The sequence below is a fragment of the Glaciihabitans sp. UYNi722 genome, assembly GCF_040549465.1.
Taxonomy (GTDB): Bacteria; Actinomycetota; Actinomycetes; order Actinomycetales; family Microbacteriaceae; genus Lacisediminihabitans.
The window spans coordinates 34,865-57,505 of sequence record NZ_JBEPTL010000001.1; the positions used below are offsets into that span (position 1 = coordinate 34,865).

Consider the following 22,641-nt stretch of genomic DNA (forward strand, 5'->3'; position numbering starts at 1 on the left):
TTCGCTCAGAAATCAGGCATGCCCTCCGCATGCACTCCGAATCCTTCGGTGTAGATAGGCTCACGCCATGGAGTGGTCCGAGTTTGAGTTTGGCGACAGTATTGCCGGTCTCCTCATTGATGGCGTCGACGATATGCCCTACGTGGGTGCAACGTTTCGCATAATCGACCCGCAAGGCGTGGTCGTCGAGATTCCCTATCTTGCGCATCATGACGCCGACCAGTTTGCGCATGTCGCGAAGTGGTTCTCTCAGCAGTCCCCGCCGAAGAACATGCTCATGCGGACTCCCGAAGGTACCATCTCCATGTTTGATGTAGCGTGGAGCGGCCATTCGGAAACTTGGGGCGGCGACAAGTCATCTCTCGGCAAACTGCGCCCTAATGAAGTTGTGTTTGCTAACCGAGAGGGCCCGCTCGCCGATGCGTTAGAGATGGCAGAACTCCATAGCTATGTCGACGCGGCGACGCTTTGGAGTCGTGCGACAGCCGTCACAACAGATCGCGAGACGGACGAGGATGGCAAGGTTCAGGGCGTAACGATCCACCTTGCCGGTGGCCCCGTTGTCTCATGGAATCAGGGCGAGGCCACGATGGAGCTGCGGTCTTCCTGGTCTCATCATCCCGTGCGCGGACCACTCGCAACCGTAACGACCTTGAATGACAGCGTGACTCTCGTCAGTAAATTTGAGGCAGGGTCTCGTGAATTCTGGGATCACTTTGTGGAGCAAAGAAAGTTCGCAACGCTCCTTGTCTTCGTATTCGGCAGGCCCATTTCATTCCGTCGACACCAAATGCGCGATGATCGGTTTCCCACGAGGGGAGGCCGTGAGGGGACGGTGATGGATCTTCCCCTGAGAGAGCTGATAAGCCGCCGGACCCTGGGCGAGCGATCACGTCAGCTGCCCCTTGGCAAGGACTTTGATCGCCCTCTCGTGCCATTCGCAGCGGTCGGCTCAGAGGGACTGGAGGCCTGGTCCGATGCCTACGATAAATGGTCCCGATTCATTGTGCCGAGCGCAGCGATACTCAATCGAAGCGGCGCGTTTATCGAGGACGTCGTACTCTCTACCTCCATGAGTCTGGAGGCGGCGGGCGCGTTACTCGGCAAGCGAGACGGTGAGGAAGTTACCCGTCGAGGGAGGGCCAAGACCACCGCGACCTACGTGTACCGCTGCCTAGCGGAGTTGAGTTTGACCTGGCCTGGTCGAATTCAAACGGTTGTCGGTCTCGCGCGCGCAATCGCTGACAACTACAACGATCTCAAGCACGCCGACCGTGGCGAGTTCCCAGATCAGGTCATTTCGTATGTGATTAGTCAGACCAACCGGTTCGTGGTGAGGGCGATAGCTCTGAGCCGCACCAGCAGCAGCGACAGCTTGCGCGAAAGCTTCCAGCAGAGCACCGAATTGAACGGCATCGCTGAGTTGCTGCATTTGAACGGCCTCTCGATTGACGACGACGGACACTGGACGCATGACCCAGAAAATGAGGAGCCCGCTACGCTCCCGCCAGGGATTCAGTTCGGGCCTAATCCGTGAGTCACGGGTTCAAGTCCCGTCCGTTCAATCTTGTTTGTACGGAGGTTTGGACCATCGGTCGCCCTCGGGATCGGGATGCACTTCGCGCGCCCTCGACTGAGTGATCCTCGGCGTGTCGCATCCGTGTGTCCGCATTGTGGAGGACTACCTGTGCTCTCAGCCTCCTTGGAGGAGACGTGCAAGTAACCGAGTCGGAGTTCAACGAGCGACTGTCTCGGGTGAGGTCCCGCTGAGTGGTGTGATTTCGGGCCCGTGGGCGTTGCTTCATCGACGTGAAGAGCCATCGTGCCCGCATCTTCGACCTCTTGAAGACCAGCGCTGAAACTGTTGCAGAGCCGCCCCAGCTTGAGAACGGCCTCACGCGAGAGGCGTTCGACGTCGCGAAGAACCACCGGCTCTCGGTCATCGCGGTACAGCGGTCAGCGCTGCTCGACGCGCGTGACAATGGCACCTTCGATGCGGATGTGCTCGCCTATGTGCTGGCTTCTCTCGACGCGTCGCAGATCGACTTCGAGATGCGCGGCGGACCCGCCGAGTGAGGCGGGGGCTGGCGGCGTCACCCGCCGAGGGTGACGTGGAGAATCCTCTCCGCACTGTTGTTCGGAATGCTGTCTTTGTCACCCTGGTTTGACGTCGTCAGCCACAGTCCGCCATCGGGGGCGGGCTCAACCGTGCGCAGCCGACCGTAGGTTCCGACGAAATACGTCTGGACGTTGGTGAGTGCACTGCCGCTGATCACCTCGCGGTACAGGCGGGTACCCCGCTCGCAGGCCACGTAGAGCACATCCTTCACGATCGCGATGCCTGAGCACGATCCATCCGCCGTCGGATAGGTGTGAGCGGGTGCGATGAAGCCCGTGGTTCCGCATGCTCCTGTGGTGCCCTCGCAGGCCGGCCAGCCATAGTTGCCGCCTTTGACGACCAGGTTTGTCTCATCCATCACACTGTTGCCGAACTCTTGCTCCCAGAGTCGCCCCTGTGAATCGAAAGCGAGGCCCTGAGGATTGCGGTGGCCGTAACTCCAGACGGCGTTACCGAAGGGGTTGTCGGCGGGGATCGAGCCATCCGGATTGAGCCTGAGAATTTTGCCGTTCAGTTTGGCGATGTTCTGCGCGTTGTCACCGTTCTGGGCATCCCCGGTCGACGCGTAGAGCTTGCCATCCGGCCCGAAGCGTAGGCGGCCACCATCGTGGAATTTGTTGCGCAGGATGCCCGAGAGAAGCACCTGCTCGCTTGCGGTGTCGAGAACACCGTTCGTCATTTTGATGCGCACGATCCTGTTATCCGTGGGTGACGTGTGCATGATGTACAGCCAGTGGTCGGTTGCGAAGGTCGATGCGATGGCGAGGCCCGTTAGTCCGCCCTCGCCATCGGTGTTTTCGACATTCGGCACGGTGCCGACAGTCGATTTCGCTCCGGTCTGCGGATCGAGGTGAACGATATTGTGCGCGTCGCGTTGGTTATACAAGATGCTGCCGTCTGGCAGGGTGACGAGGCCCCAGGGAATGTCGGTGTCCGTCGTCACCTGGGTCACCTCGCATACCGAATTGCTGCATGCGGTACCGGTGGTCGCGCCAGCTGTGGCGTTCGATGTCGAGACATTGCCCTGCGCGTCGCGTGCGACCACGCGATAGCTGAAGGTCGTCGTCGCGGCCAGGCCGCTGTCCATATAGCTCGTCGCTGGCGCGGTGGATGCGGTACCGGTCACGCTGCCGACCTTGGCGTCGTTGCGGTAGACATCGTAGGCGCGCACCCCGATGTCATCGGAGGACGCCGCCCATGACAGGCTCACGGTCGTGCCTGCGGCGGACGCGGTTAGCGAGCCGGGTGCTGACGGGGGAGTCGTGTCGGGCTGGCACTGCGGCGGCATGATGGGGACCGTGGAACTCGCCTGCGAGACATTGCCCGCAGCATCCCGGGCATTGACATAGAGACCCCACGTGACGCCGCCGACCACGGTGAGGCTCGTCGAGAGCGTGGATCCACTGACGCTCTTCATGAGCTGGCCGTCGTGATAGACGTCGTAGAAGGCCACGCCGACATTATCGGTCGCGGCATTCCACGCAAAGCTCACCGACGAGCAGGTCAGGTCGCTGACACGTGTGCCACCCGGCACCGTTGGGGGCTGCGTGTCAGGGTTCCCCAGAGCGCTAGTCCATTGCTGGTTTCCGCCGCCGTGGCAGGTCCACATGGCTACCGTGGAGCTGTTCGCCGTAGCCGCGTTCAGCACGTCGAGGCAGAGACCCGATTCGACGCCGCGGATCGTGTGGTCGGCTGCGAGCGTCCACCGCTGGTTCGCGCCGCCGTTGCATCCGTAGATCTGCACCCGCGCCCCGGGAGCCCGCTTGTGCGCTGCAACGTCGAGACACATCGTGCCGTTGTACACCCGTAACTCGCCCGCGGCGGTCAGGGACCACTGCTGGTTCGCGGGGGTGCCGCAGTCGTAGACATCAATACCGGTACCCGAAGCGGTGTTCGCCCCGACCACATCGAGGCAACGGCCAGAAGCAGTCCCACGAATAGTGCTCCCCGCTGCGGCCGAGGCACCAAGGGTTGCGACGGGCATCGCGGCGAGAGCGATGGCGAGAACGGGGCCGAGGAGGGCGGTAAGAATTCTTCGCCCCCGGCGATGCAGCGGAATTGTCTCAGACACACTGTCTCCTTTGAGCGGGGGAGCAGCTATCCGGTGTCGTTGCGCGCATCGGCTATCGCAGACGCTCGACCCCACTGCACCCAACGTGCGAGCAACACTTACTTTTCATGCCGCTACCATCACACCACCCGGGGGTGGCGGGCGCAAGGGCTCGGCGCCGCGTGGGAGCACTGTCTCCGGCGGGACCCACCAAGCGCCCGCGGTCGAACTCTCTGACATCCAGAGCCACGGTCGGGCTATTCTGAGCGGGCCTCACCCGGTGGCAAGCGCCATTCGAAGGTATTCGGCGTATCCGCCGGGTGTCCTGCCTTCGCGCCGAGCGGAGGTCATCACTTCACAACTGTCGCTGGCGATCACCTGCACGCCAGAATCCTTGAGCGTCGAAACCAGCAGGTTGTCTTCGTGTTCGGTTACTCGCGCGAATCCACCGGCGGATCGGTAAAGGTCTGCTCGTACGCCGAGATTGGCGCCGTGCACGTGGCCGTTCGGTTTCCCAGGGATGTGGGTCAATTTCCATGCCTCGATCTGATGGGGCAGTAGCTCGGCGAAGTCCGGGCGAACGGTGCCGACCATCACTCCTTTGTGCTTCGCGAGATCGAGTTGGGTGGTGATCCAGTTTGTCGGCACCACCGAGTCCGCGTCGGTATTGGCGATCCAGACGTTCGGGAGCGGCTTGTCGAGGGTAGCGAGGGCATAGCGGATACCCGCTCCTCTGGCGATACCGACGTTGGCGGCATCCACTTCCAGCACGGAGACCTCGGAGAACTCACGGCCGATGGCGACGGTCTGATCGGTGCAGCGATCTGCCACGAGCACGACGAGAATTCTGGGTACCGGAAAACTCGTCATCGCGGCGTGGCCCACGGCGGCCCGAACCGATTCGAGACAGCGGCGAATGAGTTTCTCCTCGTCGCGCGCGGGAATCACCACGGCTACCGCTCGAATTGCCGCCATCAGGCGAGTCCCGTCTGTTCGGCAACGGACCGCGGGTCGGGCGAGAAGACCTCGAGCACGAAGTCTTCCTCCATATGGCGCACGATCCGGTGCAAACCTCCGTGCTCCTCAATCGCCTGATGCACCGCGTCGCCGGAGAGCGGATAGTCGTCCACCGGATGGCGCCAGTGGCAGGCCACCAGCACACCATTGGTGGCAAGACTGCCTTCGATGGAGACAATCAAACGGTGGAGATCGTCCAGGGCAAAGTAGTAGCCCACCTCGGAGAGCAGAACAAGGTCGAAAGGTCCGGATGGATACTCCTCGGCTACATCGGCGCGTTCGATAGTCAGGTTCGAAGTGCGCGACAACCGGCTCTTCGCTCGATCGACGGCGGCCTGCGAAATATCCACTGAGAGGAGCTGACCGCAACGTCGGGTCAATTCCTCGGTGAGCACGCCGATCGAACATCCGATCTCGAAAGCCGAATCGAATCGCTCCCTGGGGAGTGCGGCCAGCGTGAGAGCCCTCTTTCGCTCTTCATACCAGCGAGTTCCGAAGCCCCATGGGTCTTCGTGTCGTGCATAGGTCGCGTCGAAATACGACCCAGGAACGGTCCTTGTTTCGGCCTCACCGCTCTGGTGCAATGAACACCTCCGCGTCATGTTCGAAGTTGCGCAGAAATTGCGAGTCAAGCACGGCTTCGTCCCCTGGGGCTGCCGAAAGTGGTGCGACCTGTGACTCGTGGAGGCGGATTGCCGCGTTCTTGGCAGCGAGCGTCGATTCGCTCATCCGCAGCGCTGAGAATTGCTTCCACGGGGTCGAATCCAGTTCGGGGGACGACCAGTGCCACAGCCAGATCGGATACTCGAGGAACCTGATGCCCCGTCCGGCGTTTGCTTCGGCTGTCACCTCGCCGAGTATGCGGTGATCTCGATGCCCGTCACCCCGCCACGGTGCCACGAGAAGTGCGTTCTGGGAGGCTTTCGCGACGATGCAGTCGACTTCGATCCGCACCTGTTCGCGATTCTCACGGATGGTGCCATCGCCGAAATCAAGGAACGTCACCACGGCTGCCGGAGCAAGACGGCGGACAGCATTCGTCGTTTCTCGGCGGCGGCGCACCGCGAGACCTACCGGTGTCACGGTTGTTGAATGGGGATGAGAGCCCGCGCCGTCTGTCACGACGACCACGTGGATTGGGATGCCGATAATCGAGCATTCGGCGATCAAACCGCCTGCACCAAGGGTTTCGTCGTCCGGATGAGCCGCGATGACGATCAGTTCGTCGATGCCTTCCAGGCGAAGTTCCGGCAGTCGGTGTCTCCGTGCGTCGGCATTCCAGATCTCCGCGGATGTGCCGGCGGTCCGCGAGTCGAAAGTCACCACGGTGCACCCTCCGCTCGTGCGAGCGCTTCGCCAAGTGACGCGTCGTCGCGTTCGGCATGGTGTTGCCGGAGGTAAAGCTCGAGGTCCGAAACGCGTTTGCTGTGACCTTCATCCAGTGCGAGAGGTGCCGGTCCGAGAGCGTGACCGACTCGTTGAATGACCTCTTCGCTCGACCGTGCGACCGTGCTACGAACTCGTTTGGCGAGTAGACGTCCTGCACTTCCGACCGCAACTCCGTCGTCGAGGGACTGGGAAGCTTCGAGGAGTGCGCGACGGCAGGATTGCAGAAGCTCGTCGACTGCACCCAGATGCATGAACAGAAAAGGGCTGGCCGAGGATTTCTGCGCCGCGCTGAAGAGGCTCCGCGCCAGTCCAACGGCGCCCCCGAACCAGCAGGCAGCCACACCGATTCCGCCCCACGCGAATCCTGGTCGCTCGAGATACCATCCTTCGTCGCCCACCGGAACGGCACTGACCGATGCGAAGTGCACAGGACCGCTCCGGATTTCGGCGAGCCCGCGCGAGTGCCAGCTGTCCGTACGCACGTCGACCCCGGGGTCGGAGAGGTCGACGGCGAACAATCGTCGCGATCCACCATCCACGCTCGCGGTGATGAGAGCGGAATCCAGCTCCCCGGCCAATGAACACCAGGGCTTCGTGCCATCCAATCGCCAACCACTGTTTATTGCGCTGGCGATCAATGGGTCGCTGCCTCCTTCGGCAGCGAAGACACCCCAGGCTCGCTCGGTGGCATCGGGTTGGCCTTCGAAACCCGCATTAGTCGCCTGATCGAGAATGGCGAGTGCATCCAGGTGGGGTTCGACGGCCCGGGCGGCGCCCAGATCCCGCGCACCGACAGTCGCCAGCGCCTCCCAGATGTCCCGGGTGTCACCGGCTCCTGGGCATTTTCCGCTGCTGCCGAGCTGCTTTGCCAGCGCGAGGGATTCGATCACACCCGCGCCCGAGTACCCCACGGCGAGATTCGTAAGAGATCCTGGCGGGCCTTTGGGCACCGAAGCGAACGAGACGGGAGCGGCTGCGAAGGACATCAGGACATCACAGTAGGCGCGCTAACTGCTCAGAGGAACGGGGTTGCGCCGGAGAATAAGTCGTGCTTAACCGCTCGACCTGACGATACCGCGGGAACACGGCCGAGGGGATATGCACCCATGAGAATCGCCTCTACGTCGCCCTGGTCCCACGAACGCGTAGAGTCGGCTTCATGCTGAAACTGATTCTCGCGCTGCTCGTGATCTGGCTGGTTCTGTCCGTGATCGGGTTCGTGATCAAGGGATTGTTCTTCCTCGCGGTGATCGGGATCATCCTGTTCGTCATCACGGCGATCATCGGATTCATCCGCCGCGCGGCAGGCGGCAACTCGAACGTTTAGGCGCCCGCTTCAGGGACGTGCCGAGTGCTTCAACGGCCTGGTCTGGGACGGGCATCCAGGGGACCGGGAGCCTGGAGCACTGTGGTGGCGATAGTGACCGTCTCGGTCCGCTCTATTGCTGTCTGTCACCCTGCAACGTTGGCTGTTTACGCACAGGATGGAAAATCTTTGTGTTCCGTTTTTGTTACACATTGACCCAAATGGCGGTACTTCCACTACAGTGGGCCGTGCAGTTGCAGTACCTCGCACATCTTGAATGCTCGGAACCCCACGGATTTATCCAGAAGGTGCCTTGACTTTTTCGGGAGCGGACGATGAACACCGCGACGAGCGGATCCGACAGTCGGGTTCGCGCGAAGACTCCTGAAGGAGAAAATTATGGCACTAGGAACCGTGAAGTGGTTTAACGCTGAAAAGGGCTTTGGATTCATCGCCCCCGATGACGGATCGCCCGATGTGTTCGCACACTACTCGGCGATCGCGAGCAGCGGCTACAAGTCGCTCGACGAGAACCAGAAGGTCGAATTCGACCTGGCGCAGGGCCCCAAGGGTCCGCAGGCTGAGAACATCCGCCCGCTCTAAGCGCTTAGTTTGACTCGGAACCGGTCCCCGCATAGCGGGGGCCGGTTTTGTCGTTAAGGGAATGCTCGTGTGTTCCTCGTCGTTGTCTTCAGCGACTTCAGCAAGGATGGAATTTATGACTGACACCGCTACCGTCACCGCCGCAGACCAGCTCGCCACCTATCACGGGCGTCGTGAACTCGCAGTGGTGCAGCCCAAGGGCAGCCTCGCGCTGGTCAACACCCAGTGGATCGACTCAGAGCAGACCATCTGGGGTGTCCCCGGTAAATGGGCGCCGCTGGCCAAAGGGGAGTCGGGACTGAAGCTGACGGCTGCGGCATCCGAGAACATCGTCGTCGACGGGGTACTCGTTGACGGCGAGGCTGTTGTGCGCGGTAAGGATGCCGAGACGCCGAGCGAGATCGTCTTCAGCGACACGATCACCGGCTTCGTGATTGCCAGCGAAGAGGGCACCTACGCGCTGCGGGTGTGGGATGGGAACTCAGAGGGCATCCAGGAGTTCGGTTCGATCGATGCCTTCGACTACAACCCCGACTGGGTGATCACCGGAACCTTCACGGAGATCGAGGGCGGCACGACCGTCGGCTTCGAACATCTCAAAGACGACGGTAAGACCCGCGACATGGCCGTGCCCGGCGAGATCACCTTCTCCAAGGACGGCGTCGATTACGACCTGGCGGCCTTCAAATCCGGGCGCGCACTTCAACTCGTATTCTCTGACTCCACCAGTGGCGACAGCACCTACAGCGTGGGTCGCTTCCTTTTCGTCGCTCCGAATCAGGATGGCACCATCACCCTCGATTTCAATCGGGCCGTGCTCCCGCCCTGTGCCTTCAGCTATGCGTTCAATTGCCCGATGCCCCCGAAGCAGAATCGGTTCGCGGTGCCGATCGAGGCTGGCGAGAAGCAGGTTCTCAAGAAAGACGGCTCGCTGCTCCACGAGTGATCCCTGCTGACCGAGACCGCCGAACTCTTCTCCTGAGTGTTCTTCGGTGTCAACCTTCGGAAACTCAGGACTTGGGTACGGGAGCCAGCCCAGATGGACCCCCAAGGCACGGTTCGTGACCGATCTCCTGAATTTCCGAAGGGTGGGGACACGGGGGTGCTGTGGATGTCGCGAGCGGCAGGCAGAATTGTCCTGTGTACGTCGCCCTGTTCTCCAGCGCTGAGGGGCCGGTTGTGCAGCGCCTCGACTCGGACGGCGTGCCAGTGGGGGAGCCGCGGACGGTCACGGAGAGCGGCCTGGCTGGGGTTGTCGCCGAGTTGGAGCCGGAGCATCCGCGCTGGGTCTGGGACGACACGAGCCGCTGGTACCCCGTCCTGCTCGCAGCGCGGATTCGAGTTGAGCGCTGCGTGGACCTCAGGCTTTCGCACGCGATTCTGCGAAATTCCGCGCTGACGGCTGGTTCGCGACTGGCCACAGCACCCCGGAGTTCGTGGGATCGAGCAGCCCCCGAAACTATAGAGCGTGTCGAGGAGGCCCTCTTCGATTTTGACGAGCCAGCGGCTGGGCCCGTCGATGAGGATGTTTTGGCCGAGTTCCTCTCGCAACGCGAGGCCATTGCTGCTGCGGAAGACCCTCGTCGACTTGGACTCCTGCTCGCCGCCGAGTCTGCCGGAGCGCTGGTGGCTGCGGAAATGATGTATGCGGGGCTGCCGTGGCGGTCAGACGTGCACGACGAGATTCTCAGCGGCTACCTCGGCCCACGACCGGAGGGCGGTGAGCGCCCACCAATCCTTGAGGCCGTACTCACCCGCATCAGGGACGCCCTGGAGTCGCCCGGCCTCAATCCCGATTCGCCCAACGAACTACTGAAGGCGCTGGGCGTCGCGGGGCTGATGGTCAAGTCCACCCGCTCCTGGGAGTTGAAGAAGCTCAAGCATCCGGCGATCGGGCCGCTCCTCGAGTACAAGAAGCTCTCCCGCCTGCTGAGCGCGAACGGATGGCACTGGCTGGACACGAACGTGCGTGACGGGCGGTTTCACCCGGAATACGTTCCTGGTGGCGTGGTCACCGGGCGCTGGGCGAGCAAGGGCGGCGGCGGCGCACTGCAGCTCCCCAAGCAGATTCGCGGTGCCGTTATCGCGGATCCCGGCTGGAAATTCGTTGTCGCCGACGCGTCACAGTTGGAGCCGCGCATTCTCGCTGCGATGTCCGGCGACCGCGGGATGGCCGAGGCAGGAAGCGCCGGTGACCTCTACGCGGGCATTGTCGCAAGTGGCGCGGTGGAAACTCGCGACCAGGCCAAGGTCGCGATGCTCGGGGCGATGTACGGTGCGACGACCGGGGAGAGCGGCAGGCTTATGCCGAAGCTCGCGCGCGCCTATCCGCGTGCCATCGGACTGGTTGAGCAGGCTGCACGGGACGGGGAGCGCGGGGAGATCGTCACGACTCGCCTCGGGCGCAGTTCACCCTTACCGGGGGCAAGCTGGCGTGCGAGCCAGTCGGAGGCCTACGGAGAAACGGCGACGGACGCCGATACCAGTCGTGCTCGCGGCCAGGCCCGCGGCTGGGGTCGTTTCACCCGTAACTTCGTGGTGCAGGGCAGTGCCGCCGAGTGGGCGCTCTGCTGGATGGCCAACCTCAGGCGCAGCCTCAATGACCTGGGTGGCGGCGACTGGATCACGGATGCTCCGCATCTCGTCTTCTTCATGCATGACGAGGTCGTCGTCCACTGCCCGGCTGAGCTCGCCGAGATCGTCGAGGGTGCCGTGCGTGACGCAGCAGCGGAGGCCGGTCGGCTGATGTTCGGCGCGATTCCGGTGACTTTCCCGCTCACCGTGGCGGTCGTCGACAACTACGGGCAGGCGAAGTGATCAGGCTCGCGGACGACGCCCGCGCCGAGGCCGCACGTCGGAGAGTCCCCGGATCGAGTCGTTCTCGGAGAGCGCCGAGATAGCGGAACCGAGCCAGGCAATCGCGGCTACCGCCTGGGCCTCCCTGGCCACCAGCGCGAGATGCGCGTCGGTGGGAAATGATCCTTCGATCACCGGCCTGCGCGTGTGCTCGAGATCCGTCTCCCACCAGCGTCGAAAGAGCTGGGCGACGCGTTTCGCCGACACCGGGTCGATGGAACTGGCCACAAGAACCTGGTCAAGCATCTCAGTCCACTCGGGGAGCGCGTCGATCACCGGCTCAGACATCCAGCCTGTGGCTTCGTTCTTGCCCGCTTCGGTCAGGCGATAGAGGGGGAGTGCGTCATCCGTCAGGCCGGCTGGCTCAATGAGGCCCTGTTTCGCCAGCCGCTCCAACGTGCCGTAGATTTGCCCGACATTGACGGGTTTGCGGTGCGGGGCTCGACTGGCAAGCTCGGAGTGAAGCTGAAGACCGTAGGCGGGGCCGAGCGTGAGAATCGCCAGCAGGCCGTCTCGAACGGACACGCGCCCTCCTCGGCTGCTTCGAAAGATATACCGAGTATAGATTCGCGACACGCGGGAAGGAAAGACACGGTAATCACACAGTTGTGGTTTACCGGTTCCATCGGCAATAATGAGGCCAACGGTTAGCCGTCAATTCAATAAGCAGCACGGATTCATTCCGAGGTCGATGGGGAAGTCGCACCTCAACGGAATGGAGACATCGTGGCTGAACACAATTCCGGTCAGACCGCGCAAGACGGGCTCACCGGTACTAGTGGTACCGCAAGGGAACGCGCTACCCGGGCGCGCGGGGTGCTCTATGTGCACTCGTCTCCGCGTGCGCTCTGCCCTCACATCGAGTGGGCGGCAGGGGGTGCTCTCGACCGTGCGGTCAACTTCGACTGGGTAGAGCAGCCGGTGCTCAGGGGATCGATGCGTACCGAGTTCTACTGGGAGGGCGCGCAGGGCACGGGCGCTGCTCTCGCTTCGGCGCTCAGAGGCTGGGAGCACCTGCGCTACGAGGTAACAGAAGATCCCACGGCCGGCAGTGATGGCGGCCGTTGGCTGCACACCCCCGACCTCGGTATCTTCTTCGCCCAGACCGACAACGTCGGCAATGTCGTGATTCCCGAGGACCGTATCCGCTATGCCATGGAGATTGCCGGTTCCGACGCCTTCGAACTCCATCGCGAACTGCGACTTGCTCTCGGCCAGGCCTGGGACGACGAGCTGGAGGCGTTCCGCCACGCGAGCGATACCAACCAGGTGGTCTGGCTGCACAAGGTCGGTTGATTCCGAGGTGCCGTTGCGCTGTCGTTTCGGCGCTTCGCTGCCCGGATAGCGACAGCAGACCGCCGAAACGACAGCGCTACGAGCGGTATACCTCGACGATGCGCTCCACATAGCGCGAGGGAGAGAACAGTTCGCGGTCGATGTCCGCGCCTTTGGAGAGTCCGACGAGCAGCGATGGATCGTTGACCAGCGTGACGATCGCGTCGGCCAGACCCTTGTCATCCGGTGTCTTCGAGAGAAAGCCTGAATTCTGCAGGCCTTCGCTCAGCCGCGGATCGCAGTAGAGCACCCCGCGTTCGCGGCTCACCGCCTCGGCGATCGTCATCGGCTGGTTGTCGAAACCCAGCGAGGTGAGGGCGATCGCTGCGGACCGATCCATGAGCGAGAGCACTTCGTCGTGCGGGAGCGCGCCGTGGACGCGGATCTGCGGATGACCCTCAGCCAGCTTCTTCAGGGCGGCGAGGTCGGCACCCTCGCCGACGAAGTCGACGCTGAAGCCGTTGTTCGTGCGTGCGAGCGCGTCGATCGCTGCCCTCGCGAACGGCAGCGGACGTTTGATCGGTTCGCAGCGCGCCACCCAGAGGAAGCGGGGGTTCTGCGCCTGCTCCATGGTCAGCGCATCTGAGGAGCGCTCGGCGGTTGCGATCGGATTCGGGATGACAGAAATGGTTCCCATGACACCCGCAGCTTTGAGATCGGCGGCCTGGTGGGCGGACGGCGACACGACCTGCCCGGCCTTCCTGGCCATCACCAGCACCAGGTTGCGCAGCAGGTTATCGGCCTTGCGCGGCGTGAACTGGAGCTTCGGGATCGTCTCGCCGATGACGAGCTGCAGCGCCCAGCGAATGAACCAGGCCACCGAGGCCTGCGGTCCGCCCTCGCTGGCCCAGTAGAAACTGTGCACTGTGTGCACGAGCGGGATTCCGATTCGGGCAGCGGCCGCGTCGACGACATGAGCCAGCCCGAACTCGGTCTGGATGTGCACGACATCGATCTTTTCGTCGCGGAAGTATCGCTCGAGGGCGCTGACGCTGCGATCGTTGTTCGGAACGACGGCGAGGTCCAGGACGGGCAGCCGCCAGAGCGGCTTCACCAGCAGGCCCGTCGGTATCCGCCGGTAGCGGGGACCGAAGATCCCGCGGGCGGGGGAGACGACGACCACCTCGTGACCGGCCTCCTCGAGCGCCAGCTTCTGCTGGCGCATCGAGGTCTGGGCACCCCCGACGTAGTCGAAGTAGTAGTCGCTGACTATTGCAATACGCATGGAATCCGCAGGGGCGCCCCGGCTAGACGCTCCTGAACGCGAGTACGGCGTTGTGACCGCCGAAACCAAAAGAGTTGCTGATCGCCAGCAGGGGTCCGTCTCCCAGCGCACGAGGCGACGTCACGACGTCGAGAGGGATCTCGGGATCCTGCTCCGTGAGGTTGATTGTCGGCGGCGCTGTGCGGTCACGCAGCGCGAGAATCGTGAAGATCGCTTCCAGTGCCCCAGTACCGCCCAGGAGGTGCCCTGTGGCGCCCTTGGTAGCCGATACGGGAATCTCGTGGATCCGATCGCCGAATGCTGCCTTAAGGGCCGCGTACTCCGCGATATCGCCGACGGGTGTGCTCGTGGCGTGAGCGTTGATGTGATTGACCTCGGCGGCGGTCGCATCCGCCTGTTCCAGCGCCTGCGCGATAGCCCTTGAGGCGCCACGCCCCTCAGGATCGCTCGCGGTGATGTGATACGAATCCGCCGTCACGCCACCGCCGGCGACCTCGGCGTAGATATGTGCACCGCGGGCTAGGGCGTGTTCCTCGGTCTCGAGCACGAGACTGGCCGCGCCCTCACCCATCACGAAGCCGTCACGGTCGACGTTGTAGGGGCGCGACGCCGTCTCTGGCGAATCATTGCGCCGTGAGAGCGCCTGCATCGACGAGAACGAGGCGAGCGTGATGGGGTGGATCGCGGATTCCGCACCGCCGGCGATGATCACGTCGGCGAGCCCCAGCTGGAGGTGCTCGTAGGCGTTGGCTATCGATTCCGTGCTCGAAGCACAGGCGGATGCCACGGTACGGGCGAAGGCGCGAGCCTCGAAATTCATCGAGAGGGCTGCTGCGGCCGCGTTCGGCATGAGCATCGGGACCGTCATCGGCAGGACTCGGCGGGATCCCTTTTCGCGCAGGGTGTCCCAGGCGTCGAGGAGGCTCCACAGGCCACCGATGCCGGTGGCGTAATCCACGCCGAGACGCTCTGGCGCGACATCGGGAGTTCCGGCATCCGCCCATGCTTCGCGTGCCGAGATGAGGGCGAACTGCGCGGACGGGTCGAGCCGCTTGGCCTCCGGCCGCTCCAGAACTTCCTCAGGGCGCACTTTGGCCTTGGCGGCGAAGTTCACCGGGATCCCGTAGGTCTCGGCCCAGTCGTTCTCGAGGGTGTGGGTGCCGGATTCCCCGGCGAGGAGTGCTTCCCAGGTGTCCTGGACATTTCCGCCGAGGGGCGAGGTCGTGCCCAGCCCGGTAACAACGATTTTTTTGGGTCTCATGACGACATCTCTCTTGTGGATCGACGATCAGGCACTACGCGCTGTCCAACGCGGTGCGGTTGCGGCCAGCCCTGGCGGCAAACCAGGGCTGACCAGCCGCGTCTGGTGAGGGGTCTAGCCCTGTGCGTTGACGATGAAGCTGACAGCGTCGCCGACAGTCTTCAGGTTCTTGACCTCTTCGTCGGGAATCTTCACGTCGAACTTCTCTTCTGCATTCACGACAATGGTCATCATCGAAATGGAGTCGATGTCCAGGTCGTCCGTGAACGACTTGTCCAGCTCGACCGAGTCGGTGGCGATGCCAGTCTCGTCGTTGACAAGCTCGGCGAGACCTGCCAGAACTTCTTCTGTGGACAATGCCATTGTGTTTCTCCTTGGGGGTGTCGGTTGACCGTTGATTATCTTATGGGAGGACTACTACCTGGGCCCCGAAGACCAGGCCCGCGCCGAAACCGATCTGCAGGGCGAGTCCGCCGCTGAGCTCCGGATGCTCTTCGAGCAGGCGATGGGTGGCGAGGGGGATGGATGCGGCCGAGGTGTTGCCGGTGGTAGCGATGTCCCGGCCGATCACCACCGATTCCGGAAGTCCGAGCTGCTTGGCGAACTCGTCGATGATGCGCATGTTCGCCTGGTGTGGGATGAACGCGGCGAGGTCTTCGGCGGTCACACCGGCGACCTCCAGAGCCTGCTTAGCGACCTTCGCCATCTCCCAGACCGCCCAGCGAAAGACCGTAGGGCCTTCCTGGCGGAGTGTCGGCCACGGTGCTGTGCCATCGCGAAACTCTGTGATGTTCGCGTTCATGCCGACGGCATCCGCTTTTGACCCGTCCGAACCCCACACGGGCGCTGCGATGCCGGGAAAGTCGCTCGGCCCGATGACGACGGCTCCGGCGCCGTCTCCGAGGAGGAAGGAAATGGAGCGGTCGGTCGGATCAACGATGTCAGAGAGCTTCTCCGCGCCGATGACCAGTGCGTAGTGGGCTGCGCCGGTGCGGATGAGCGCGTCAGCCTGCGTCACGCCATAGCTGAATCCCGCGCAGGCCGCATTCTCGTCGTAGGCGGCTGCGGGATTCGCTCCGACCCGGTCCGCGACGACTGCGGCCATCGAGGGGGTGAGTCGCACATTGCTGATCGTCGCGATGATCACGAGGTCGATCTGCTCCGGTGCGATGCCGGACTTGTCGATGGCCTCGCGGGCGGCATCCGTCGCGAGGTCGACGGCGAGGACATCGTGCGATGCCCTGGTGCGAGTGATGATCCCGGTACGCTGCTGGATCCACTCGTCGCTCGAGTCGATCGGGCCGATTAGATCGTCATTGGGCACGACCAGGTCGCCGCGGGCGGCGCCGTAGCTGTAGATGCGGGTGAACTCCGGTCCTGTGGACTGCTGGAGTGTTGGCTGGCTCATGAATTCCCGTCTATCAGGTCGAATGCTGCGGAGAGGTCGTCCGGGGTCTTCACAGCCACCGTCGGGATCCCCTTGAGGCCGCGCCTGGCAAGACCCACGAGGGCGCCAGCTGGAGCAACCTCGATTAATCCGGTGACGCCTGCGTCCGCGAACGCTTCCACGGTCTTGTCCCACCGTACCGGCGAGGAGACCTGGCCGACGAGGAGTTCGATGAACGCGTCACCGCTGGCGACCGCCGAGCCGTCGCGGTTGGTCCAGATGGTCAGGCTCGGGTCGCGCTTCTCGAGCCCTGCGGCGACGTCGCGCAGGTGATCAACAGCCGGGGCCATATACCGGGTGTGGAATGCACCGGCGACCTGGAGCGGGATGACGCGGGCGCCGGCCGGAGGATTCTCCTTGAGTTTCTCCAGACCCGCCAGTTCGCCTGCGACGACGATCTGACCGCCGCCGTTGAAATTTGCTGGTGAGAGATCCAGTTCAGCGAGTTGGGCGAGAAGAGCGGTTTCGTCCCCGCCGACGACAGCGCTCATTCCGGTTTTCGTGATGGCCGCAGCCTTGGCCATTGCCGTGCCGCGTTCGCGCACCAGAGTCATGGCATCCGCTTCACTCAGAATGCCGGCGCCTGCTGCTGCGGTCAGCTCGCCGACTGAATGACCCGCGATGCCGCCGACACGGCCACGGCGGGTTTTCAGAAGTGCGGTCAGCGTAAGCAGTCCTGCGGCGACGATCAGCGGCTGGGCGACAGCCGTGTCGCGAATGGTGTCGGCATCGGAGGTAGTTCCGTGGGCGACGAGGTCGATGCCGACGGCGTCGGAGATCGCGCCGAGGTGGTCGCGAAACCGGGGCTCGGCGATCCAGGGAGCCAGGAATCCGGGAGTTTGGGAGCCCTGTCCTGGGCACACGACGACGATCACTTGTCAAGTCTCCTCTGGGAGGGGGACGGGGGAGTTGTGCTTCAACACTAATAAACACGTACAGCTTTGGCGCAGTTCTACAGCTGTTGATGCGTGTCGGGCTGCCGTAAGGTCGGTGATGGTTCACAATCGGAGGCTGGATGACCTGGGCGATCTATGGTGCGACCGGCTATACCGGTGGTCTCATCGCCGCAGAGGCGATTGCCAGGGGTGAACGCCCCGTGCTGCTCGGACGCACGGAGTCCCGACTCCGGCCATTCGCGGAGTCGCTCGATCTGCCTTTCGTGGTCGTGAACGACGCGTCGCTCGCGAAGGCTCTCACTCCACTGGACCTGGTCGTGAACGCGGCTGGTCCATTCGTCGAGACGCTCGAACCCGTGCTCACCGCCTGCATCGTGAGCGGCACGCACTACCTCGACATCTCCAACGAGTTCGAGTCGGTGCAGCAGCTGTTCCGGCAGGGTGCCCGCGTGCGCGCCGTCGGTATCACGGCCGTGCCCTCGGTCGGATTTGGAACGGTGGTCACCGACGCCGTCGCCGCCCATGCCGTCGGGTCAGTGGCCGAACCCGTCGCCGTGGAGGTAGCGATGTTCGCCGACAACGCGCGGGGTGGTCCTGCCACGTCCGCGAGTGTCGTCGGAGTACTCGGCAGCGGCGGCGTTCGGATCGTGAACGGGCTGGTGCAGCGGGCACCGTTGGGGCGTGGCATCCGCCGCATCTCCACGCCGATCGGTGCGCGCAGCATCGTCCCGATCGCCACCGGCGACCTCGTGACGGTTCGTCAGACCACGGGAATGCGCACTGTCAGCGCCTCGGTCGGCTTTTCGGCGCCGGCGACGCTGTTGACAGCGGGATTGCCGGTCGTCGGCTTCGCCGCGCGTGCTCACCTGGTGAAAGGGCTGCCGGAGGTGCGACACAGTTCCGGCCACGTCTATCGTTCCTACGCATGGGCGAGAGCGACGGATGCCAACGGCCACACCGCGAGTTCCTGGCTGTCCACGGGGGAGGGCTTCGCTTTCACTGCCACCTCAACGGTCAATGCGGTACTCGGTGTGCTCGGGCGACCGCTGGCGGATGTGGCCACCATCGCCTCGGTGCTCGGCACCGAGTTCGCGCTCGGTGTGCCAGACACTCGCATCGACGCGCTGGACGACCGCGGACGGATCGTCACCGGGAGTTAGCTGCGCCGCAGCGGACCGTCGGGTTCCGCGATGGATCCGAGAATCAGCGCCGCCTGCAGGATAAGCGACTCGCGCGCCCCAGTAGCATCCCAGCCGATGACCTCGGTGACGCGCTTGAGGCGGTAGCGCACCGTATTGGGGTGCACGAACAGCTCCCGTGCGGTCGCTTCGAGCGATCGGCCGTTGTCGAGGTAGCACCAGAGGGTTGTGAGCAGTTCTGTCGAGTGCGCCTGCAGCGGCTTGTAGATGCGGTTGATCAGGGTCGCGCGTGCGAGGGCGTCGCCGGCGAGGGCGCGCTCAGGTAGCAGGTCGTCTGCCAGCGTCGGTCGTGGGGCGTTGCGCCACGATCGTGCGACGGCGAAACCCGCGAGTGCCGCCTTCGCGCTTCGGGATGCTTCGACCAGGCTGGCCACCTCATGGCCGAGCACGAGATGTCCGTCGCCGAAGCCGGGCTCGAGAGCCGTAGCGATGTCGAGGAACGGGAGCAGCACGGCGCCCGCCGGTTCGTCGTCCGCCGGTGTTGGATGGGCGCGACCGATCACGAGAACGAGACGGCTTCCCTGCACACCGATCAGCACGTCAGCGTCGAGGTGTCGCGCCGTGCGGCGAAGCATGTCCACGTCGAGCATCTTCGGCGCGGTTCCCACCAGCACGGAAACCTCCCCATGCCCGTGCCAGCCCAGTGCGGCGATCCGTGATGGCAGTTCGTCGTCGTACTCTCCGCTCAGGATCGAGTCGACGACAAGCGCCTCGAGCCGCGCATCCCAGAGTCCACGGGCTTCGGCCGCGCGAGCATAGACGTCAGCGGCACCGAAGGCGATCTCACGGGAATAGAGCAGGATCCCCTCGCGCACCGACTCATCAGCGCCTTTGACGCGCTCCTCCACCACTTCCACCGTCACCTTGATGAGCTGGAGCGTCTGAGTGAGGCTGACCGACCTGAGGAGTTCGCGCGGCGCGGCACCGAAGACATCCGCTGCGATCCACGGTGTCGATGCGGGGTCCTCGTACCAGTGGATGAAGGAGGTGATGCCAGCCTGGGCGACGAGACCGACAGCCGACCGCCGCCCCGGTGGCATTTCGCCGTACCAGGGCAGCGTGTCGTCGAGTCGTTTGAGCGTTGCGGTCGCGAGTTCGCCAGAGATCGCCCTGAGCCAGGCGAGCGTCTGCTCTTTTGTCTTCGCCACCGGTGCCATCAGTCGTCGAGCGGAGAGCTTTAGCTCTCGCCGCCCGCCGAGCCGGTGGAGCCCGCGTTCACGTCGTGCAGCCGATACCTATCGATCGCCTGCTGGGGCACACTCGGGTCGACCTGGCCGCGTGCCGCCAGCGACTCGAGAGTGCGCACGACAAGCGACGGTCCGTCGATCTTGAAGAATCGACGGGCAGCGGCACGGGTGTCGGAGAAGCCGAAGTCGTCGGCGCCGAGGGTTGCGAAATCTCCGGGCACGAACTGGCGGATCTGGTCAGGCACGGCGTGCATGAAGTCGGTGACGGCGACGAACGGTCCCTCCGCCTCCGCGAGCTTCTGCGTGACGTAGGGCACGCGCTTCTCCGCGTTGGGGTTGAGGAAGTTCTGCTCCTCGGCGGCGAGGCCGTCGCGGCGCAGCTCTGTCCACGACGTGACGGACCAGACATCGGCCGAAACGTTCCAGTCGTCGGCGAGCAACTGCTGGGCTTCGAGGGCCCACGGCACCGCCACGCCGGACGCCAGCAGCTGGGCCTTCGGCCCTGACGTCTCTGCAGGCTTCAGCAGGTAGATACCTTTGAGCACTCCGTCCACGTCGAGATTCTCAGGCTCGGCCGGCTGAACGATCGGCTCGTTGTACACCGTGAGGTAGTACATGACGTTCGGACTCGGATGCGTGCCACCGTACATGCGGTTGAGGCCGTCCTGCACGATGCGACCGAGTTCGTAGCCGTAGGCCGCATCGTAGGAGACGACCGCAGGGTTGGTGGAGGCGAGAAGGATCGAGTGGCCGTCGGCGTGCTGGAGGCCTTCACCGGTGAGGGTGGTGCGTCCAGCGGTCGCCCCGACGATGAATCCGCGAGCCATCTGGTCTCCTGCGGCCCACATGGCATCGCCGGTGCGCTGGAAGCCGAACATCGAGTAGAAGACGTAGACCGGGATCAGCGGCTCCCCATGCGTGGCGTACGACGTGCCCGCGGCGGTAAAGGCTGCGAAGCCGCCCGCCTCGTTGATTCCGACGTGCACGATCTGTCCCTGGGCGCTCTCCTTGTAGGCGAGGAGCAGCTCGCGGTCCACAGAGGTGTACTGCTGGCCGTTGGGGTTGTAGATCTTTGCGGTGGGGAAGTAGGCGTCCATACCGAAGGTGCGCGCTTCATCCGGGATGATCGGCACGATCCGGTGGCCGAACTCCGGTGACTTGAGTAGATCTTTGAGCAGGCGGGCGAAGGCCATGGTGCTGGCGATTTCCTGCTTGCCCGATCCCTTCTTGGCGATGGCGTAGGACGCGTCTTCCGGCACGGCGACCTGGGTGTACTTCGTGCGGCGCTCAGGGAGATAACCTCCGAGCGCGCGTCGGCGCTCGTGCATGTACTGGATCGCCTCGTCGTTCTCACCGGGGTGATAGAACGGCGGGAGGTAGGGGTTTTCCTCGAGCACAGCGTCGGTGATCGGGATATTCATCACGTCGCGGAACTGCTTGAGGTTGTCGAGCGTGAGCTTCTTCATCTGGTGGGTCGCGTTGCGGCCCTCGAACGAGGGGCCGAGGCCGTAGCCCTTCACCGTCTTGGTCAGGATGACCGTGGGCTGCCCCTTGTGCTCGGATGCCGCCTTGAAGGCCGCGTAGACCTTTCGATAGTCGTGTCCGCCGCGCTTGAGGCCCCAGAGCTGGTCGTCGCTGTAGTCCTTGACCATCTCGAGGGTGCGCGGGTCGCGGCCAAAGAAGTTCTCACGAACGTAGGCGCCGCTTTCGGCCTTGTAGGTCTGGTAGTCGCCGTCGGGGGTGCGGTTCATCAGATCGCGCAGGGCGCCCTCGTTGTCGCGGGCGAGGAGTTCGTCCCACTCGCGACCCCAGATCACCTTGATGACGTTCCATCCGGCACCGCGGAAGAAGCTCTCCAGCTCCTGAATGATCTTGCCGTTGCCGCGCACCGGGCCGTCGAGGCGCTGCAGGTTGCAGTTGATGACGAAGTTGAGATTATCGAGACCATCGTTCGCGGCGAGCTGGAGCGCACCACGGCTTTCCACCTCGTCCATCTCGCCGTCACCGAGGAAGGCCCAGACCTGCTGGTCGGAGGCGTCCTTGATTCCGCGGTTGGTGAGGTACTTGTTCGACTGGGCCTGGTAGATCGCGTTGATCGGACCGAGACCCATCGACACCGTGGGGAACTGCCAGAAGTTCGGCATCAGGCGCGGGTGCGGGTAGGAGGACAGCCCGCCTGCGGCGTGGGATTTTTCTTGGCGGAATCCGTCGAGCTGGTCGGCGCTCAGCCGGCCCTCGAGGAACGCTCTGGCATACATGCCGGGGGAGGCGTGGCCCTGATAGAAGATCTGGTCTCCGCCGCCCGGGTGGTCCTGGCCACGGAAGAAGTGGTTGCTGCCGACCTCGTAAAGCGTCGCAGAACCCGCATAGGTGGAGATGTGTCCACCGACGGCGATGCCGGGACGCTGCGCGCGGTGCACGATGATGGCCGCATTCCAGCGCAGCCACGCCCTGTACCGTCGCTCGAGTTCTTCGTCGCCGGGGAAGTCCGGCTCGTTCTCGGGAGCGATCGTGTTGAGGTAGTCAGTCGTGGGGACCATGGGCACACCGAGGTGCAACTCCTTGGACCTTTTGAGCAGACTCAGCATGATCTCGCGGGCGCGCTCGTGACCTTGCGCGGCTACCAATTCATCGAGGGATTCCTGCCATTCGGCAGTCTCCTCAGGGTCTCTGTCAGTGTGGTTCACCGAGTAAGGATCCTGGTCGTTCACCGTCAACGTTGACCTCGTTCTTGTTCGCGGACAAACTATG

Annotated in this window: 21 protein-coding genes; 8 read left to right on the top strand and 13 right to left on the bottom strand. The window is 63.7% G+C overall.

What is annotated here, in order from left to right; all coding sequences use genetic code 11:
- Positions 1 to 67: 67 nt before the first annotated feature.
- Together ABIB56_RS00175 and ABIB56_RS00180 are read left to right on the top strand one after the other, a co-directional pair.
- Positions 68 to 1,537: a hypothetical protein gene (locus ABIB56_RS00175; RefSeq protein ID WP_354566698.1), complete on the top strand. Its 1,470-nt coding sequence runs from the start codon at positions 68 to 70 to the stop codon at positions 1,535 to 1,537.
- Positions 1,538 to 1,809: 272 nt separating this feature from the next.
- Complete coding sequence (locus ABIB56_RS00180) at positions 1,810 to 2,076, top strand: hypothetical protein (RefSeq protein ID WP_354566699.1); 267 nt, start codon at positions 1,810 to 1,812, stop codon at positions 2,074 to 2,076.
- 17 nt (positions 2,077 to 2,093) lie between these two features.
- Here the strand turns inward: ABIB56_RS00180 and ABIB56_RS00185 are convergent, their stop codons facing one another.
- The 5 genes from ABIB56_RS00185 to ABIB56_RS00205 form a co-directional block, all read right to left on the bottom strand.
- Positions 2,094 to 4,190 (bottom strand): PQQ-dependent sugar dehydrogenase, encoded by a 2,097-nt coding sequence (locus ABIB56_RS00185; protein ID WP_354566700.1) that lies wholly within the window; start codon positions 4,188 to 4,190, stop codon positions 2,094 to 2,096.
- A gap of 252 nt (positions 4,191 to 4,442) precedes the next feature.
- Positions 4,443 to 5,144: a glycosyltransferase family 2 protein gene (locus ABIB56_RS00190; RefSeq protein WP_354566701.1), complete on the bottom strand. Its 702-nt coding sequence runs from the start codon at positions 5,142 to 5,144 to the stop codon at positions 4,443 to 4,445.
- Positions 5,144 to 5,788, bottom strand: coding sequence for a class I SAM-dependent DNA methyltransferase (locus ABIB56_RS00195; protein ID WP_354566702.1), 645 nt, complete (start codon positions 5,786 to 5,788; stop codon positions 5,144 to 5,146). The genes ABIB56_RS00190 and ABIB56_RS00195 overlap by 1 nt, the downstream gene beginning before the upstream one ends.
- The gene (locus tag ABIB56_RS00200; protein ID WP_354566703.1) at positions 5,754 to 6,512 is read right to left on the bottom strand and encodes a PIG-L deacetylase family protein; all 759 of its coding nucleotides are present in this window, start codon (positions 6,510 to 6,512) and stop codon (positions 5,754 to 5,756) included. The genes ABIB56_RS00195 and ABIB56_RS00200 overlap by 35 nt, the downstream gene beginning before the upstream one ends.
- Positions 6,506 to 7,561 (bottom strand): acyl-CoA dehydrogenase family protein, encoded by a 1,056-nt coding sequence (locus ABIB56_RS00205; RefSeq protein ID WP_354566704.1) that lies wholly within the window; start codon positions 7,559 to 7,561, stop codon positions 6,506 to 6,508. The genes ABIB56_RS00200 and ABIB56_RS00205 overlap by 7 nt, the downstream gene beginning before the upstream one ends.
- Before the next feature lie 173 nt (positions 7,562 to 7,734).
- On the opposite strand from ABIB56_RS00205, the gene ABIB56_RS00210 reads away from it, so the two are divergent.
- From ABIB56_RS00210 to ABIB56_RS00225, 4 genes are all read left to right on the top strand, one after another.
- On the top strand, positions 7,735 to 7,902 hold the full coding sequence (locus ABIB56_RS00210; protein ID WP_354566705.1) for a hypothetical protein: 168 nt from the start codon (positions 7,735 to 7,737) through the stop codon (positions 7,900 to 7,902).
- A gap of 378 nt (positions 7,903 to 8,280) precedes the next feature.
- Positions 8,281 to 8,484, top strand: a complete 204-nt coding sequence (locus tag ABIB56_RS00215) for a cold-shock protein (RefSeq protein ID WP_147784641.1) — start codon at positions 8,281 to 8,283, stop codon at positions 8,482 to 8,484.
- Positions 8,485 to 8,599: 115 nt separating this feature from the next.
- Positions 8,600 to 9,430 (top strand): DUF1684 domain-containing protein, encoded by an 831-nt coding sequence (locus tag ABIB56_RS00220; RefSeq protein ID WP_354566706.1) that lies wholly within the window; start codon positions 8,600 to 8,602, stop codon positions 9,428 to 9,430.
- 194 nt (positions 9,431 to 9,624) lie between these two features.
- The gene (locus tag ABIB56_RS00225) at positions 9,625 to 11,301 is read left to right on the top strand and encodes a bifunctional 3'-5' exonuclease/DNA polymerase (protein ID WP_354566707.1); all 1,677 of its coding nucleotides are present in this window, start codon (positions 9,625 to 9,627) and stop codon (positions 11,299 to 11,301) included.
- On the opposite strand, the gene ABIB56_RS00230 is transcribed toward ABIB56_RS00225, so the two are convergent.
- Positions 11,302 to 11,865 (bottom strand): PadR family transcriptional regulator, encoded by a 564-nt coding sequence (locus tag ABIB56_RS00230; protein WP_354566708.1) that lies wholly within the window; start codon positions 11,863 to 11,865, stop codon positions 11,302 to 11,304. It abuts the gene before it with no gap.
- A 291-nt stretch (positions 11,866 to 12,156) separates the two neighbouring features.
- Between ABIB56_RS00230 and ABIB56_RS00235 the strand changes: the two genes are divergently transcribed.
- The gene (locus ABIB56_RS00235) at positions 12,157 to 12,636 is read left to right on the top strand and encodes a DUF3145 domain-containing protein (RefSeq protein WP_354566995.1); all 480 of its coding nucleotides are present in this window, start codon (positions 12,157 to 12,159) and stop codon (positions 12,634 to 12,636) included.
- 76 nt (positions 12,637 to 12,712) lie between these two features.
- Here ABIB56_RS00235 and ABIB56_RS00240 read toward each other — a convergent pair whose 3' ends face one another.
- The 5 genes from ABIB56_RS00240 to ABIB56_RS00260 form a co-directional block, all read right to left on the bottom strand.
- Positions 12,713 to 13,900 (bottom strand): glycosyltransferase family 4 protein, encoded by a 1,188-nt coding sequence (locus ABIB56_RS00240; RefSeq protein ID WP_354566709.1) that lies wholly within the window; start codon positions 13,898 to 13,900, stop codon positions 12,713 to 12,715.
- 22 nt (positions 13,901 to 13,922) lie between these two features.
- The gene (locus ABIB56_RS00245) at positions 13,923 to 15,161 is read right to left on the bottom strand and encodes a beta-ketoacyl-[acyl-carrier-protein] synthase family protein (protein WP_354566710.1); all 1,239 of its coding nucleotides are present in this window, start codon (positions 15,159 to 15,161) and stop codon (positions 13,923 to 13,925) included.
- A gap of 114 nt (positions 15,162 to 15,275) precedes the next feature.
- A complete protein-coding gene (locus tag ABIB56_RS00250) occupies positions 15,276 to 15,524 on the bottom strand; it encodes an acyl carrier protein (RefSeq protein WP_331098484.1) in 249 nt (82 codons plus the stop codon).
- Positions 15,525 to 15,564: 40 nt separating this feature from the next.
- The gene (locus ABIB56_RS00255) at positions 15,565 to 16,569 is read right to left on the bottom strand and encodes a beta-ketoacyl-ACP synthase III (protein WP_354566711.1); all 1,005 of its coding nucleotides are present in this window, start codon (positions 16,567 to 16,569) and stop codon (positions 15,565 to 15,567) included.
- Positions 16,566 to 17,483 carry an ACP S-malonyltransferase gene (locus tag ABIB56_RS00260; protein WP_354566712.1) on the bottom strand — a complete coding sequence of 306 codons (918 nt, stop codon included), beginning with the start codon at positions 17,481 to 17,483 and terminating at the stop codon, positions 16,566 to 16,568. Before ABIB56_RS00260 ends, ABIB56_RS00255 begins: the two co-directional genes overlap by 4 nt.
- A 140-nt stretch (positions 17,484 to 17,623) precedes the next feature.
- On the opposite strand from ABIB56_RS00260, the gene ABIB56_RS00265 reads away from it, so the two are divergent.
- A complete protein-coding gene (locus ABIB56_RS00265; RefSeq protein ID WP_354566713.1) occupies positions 17,624 to 18,664 on the top strand; it encodes a saccharopine dehydrogenase NADP-binding domain-containing protein in 1,041 nt (346 codons plus the stop codon).
- Here the strand turns inward: ABIB56_RS00265 and ABIB56_RS00270 are convergent.
- Positions 18,661 to 19,860: a PucR family transcriptional regulator gene (locus tag ABIB56_RS00270; RefSeq protein WP_354566715.1), complete on the bottom strand. Its 1,200-nt coding sequence runs from the start codon at positions 19,858 to 19,860 to the stop codon at positions 18,661 to 18,663. The two genes, ABIB56_RS00265 and ABIB56_RS00270, sit on opposite strands and share 4 nt — an antisense overlap.
- 20 nt (positions 19,861 to 19,880) lie before the next feature.
- On the bottom strand, positions 19,881 to 22,607 hold the full coding sequence (gene aceE / locus ABIB56_RS00275) for a pyruvate dehydrogenase (acetyl-transferring), homodimeric type (RefSeq protein WP_354566716.1): 2,727 nt from the start codon (positions 22,605 to 22,607) through the stop codon (positions 19,881 to 19,883).
- Positions 22,608 to 22,641 lie beyond the last annotated feature (34 nt).

Coding starts and splice junctions, on each gene's coding strand:
- ABIB56_RS00205 (WP_354566704.1), bottom strand. CDS start 7,561: ATGTCCTTCGCAGCCGCTCCCGTCTCGTTCGCTTCGGTGCCCAAAGGC.
- ABIB56_RS00240 (WP_354566709.1), bottom strand. CDS start 13,900: ATGCGTATTGCAATAGTCAGCGACTACTACTTCGACTACGTCGGGGGT.
- ABIB56_RS00195 (WP_354566702.1), bottom strand. CDS start 5,788: ATGACGCGGAGGTGTTCATTGCACCAGAGCGGTGAGGCCGAAACAAGG.
- ABIB56_RS00265 (WP_354566713.1), top strand. CDS start 17,624: ATGACCTGGGCGATCTATGGTGCGACCGGCTATACCGGTGGTCTCATC.
- ABIB56_RS00220 (WP_354566706.1), top strand. CDS start 8,600: ATGACTGACACCGCTACCGTCACCGCCGCAGACCAGCTCGCCACCTAT.
- ABIB56_RS00210 (WP_354566705.1), top strand. CDS start 7,735: ATGCTGAAACTGATTCTCGCGCTGCTCGTGATCTGGCTGGTTCTGTCC.
- ABIB56_RS00270 (WP_354566715.1), bottom strand. CDS start 19,860: ATGGCACCGGTGGCGAAGACAAAAGAGCAGACGCTCGCCTGGCTCAGG.
- ABIB56_RS00245 (WP_354566710.1), bottom strand. CDS start 15,161: ATGAGACCCAAAAAAATCGTTGTTACCGGGCTGGGCACGACCTCGCCC.
- ABIB56_RS00175 (WP_354566698.1), top strand. CDS start 68: ATGGAGTGGTCCGAGTTTGAGTTTGGCGACAGTATTGCCGGTCTCCTC.
- ABIB56_RS00250 (WP_331098484.1), bottom strand. CDS start 15,524: ATGGCATTGTCCACAGAAGAAGTTCTGGCAGGTCTCGCCGAGCTTGTC.
- ABIB56_RS00215 (WP_147784641.1), top strand. CDS start 8,281: ATGGCACTAGGAACCGTGAAGTGGTTTAACGCTGAAAAGGGCTTTGGA.
- ABIB56_RS00255 (WP_354566711.1), bottom strand. CDS start 16,569: ATGAGCCAGCCAACACTCCAGCAGTCCACAGGACCGGAGTTCACCCGC.
- ABIB56_RS00190 (WP_354566701.1), bottom strand. CDS start 5,144: ATGGCGGCAATTCGAGCGGTAGCCGTGGTGATTCCCGCGCGCGACGAG.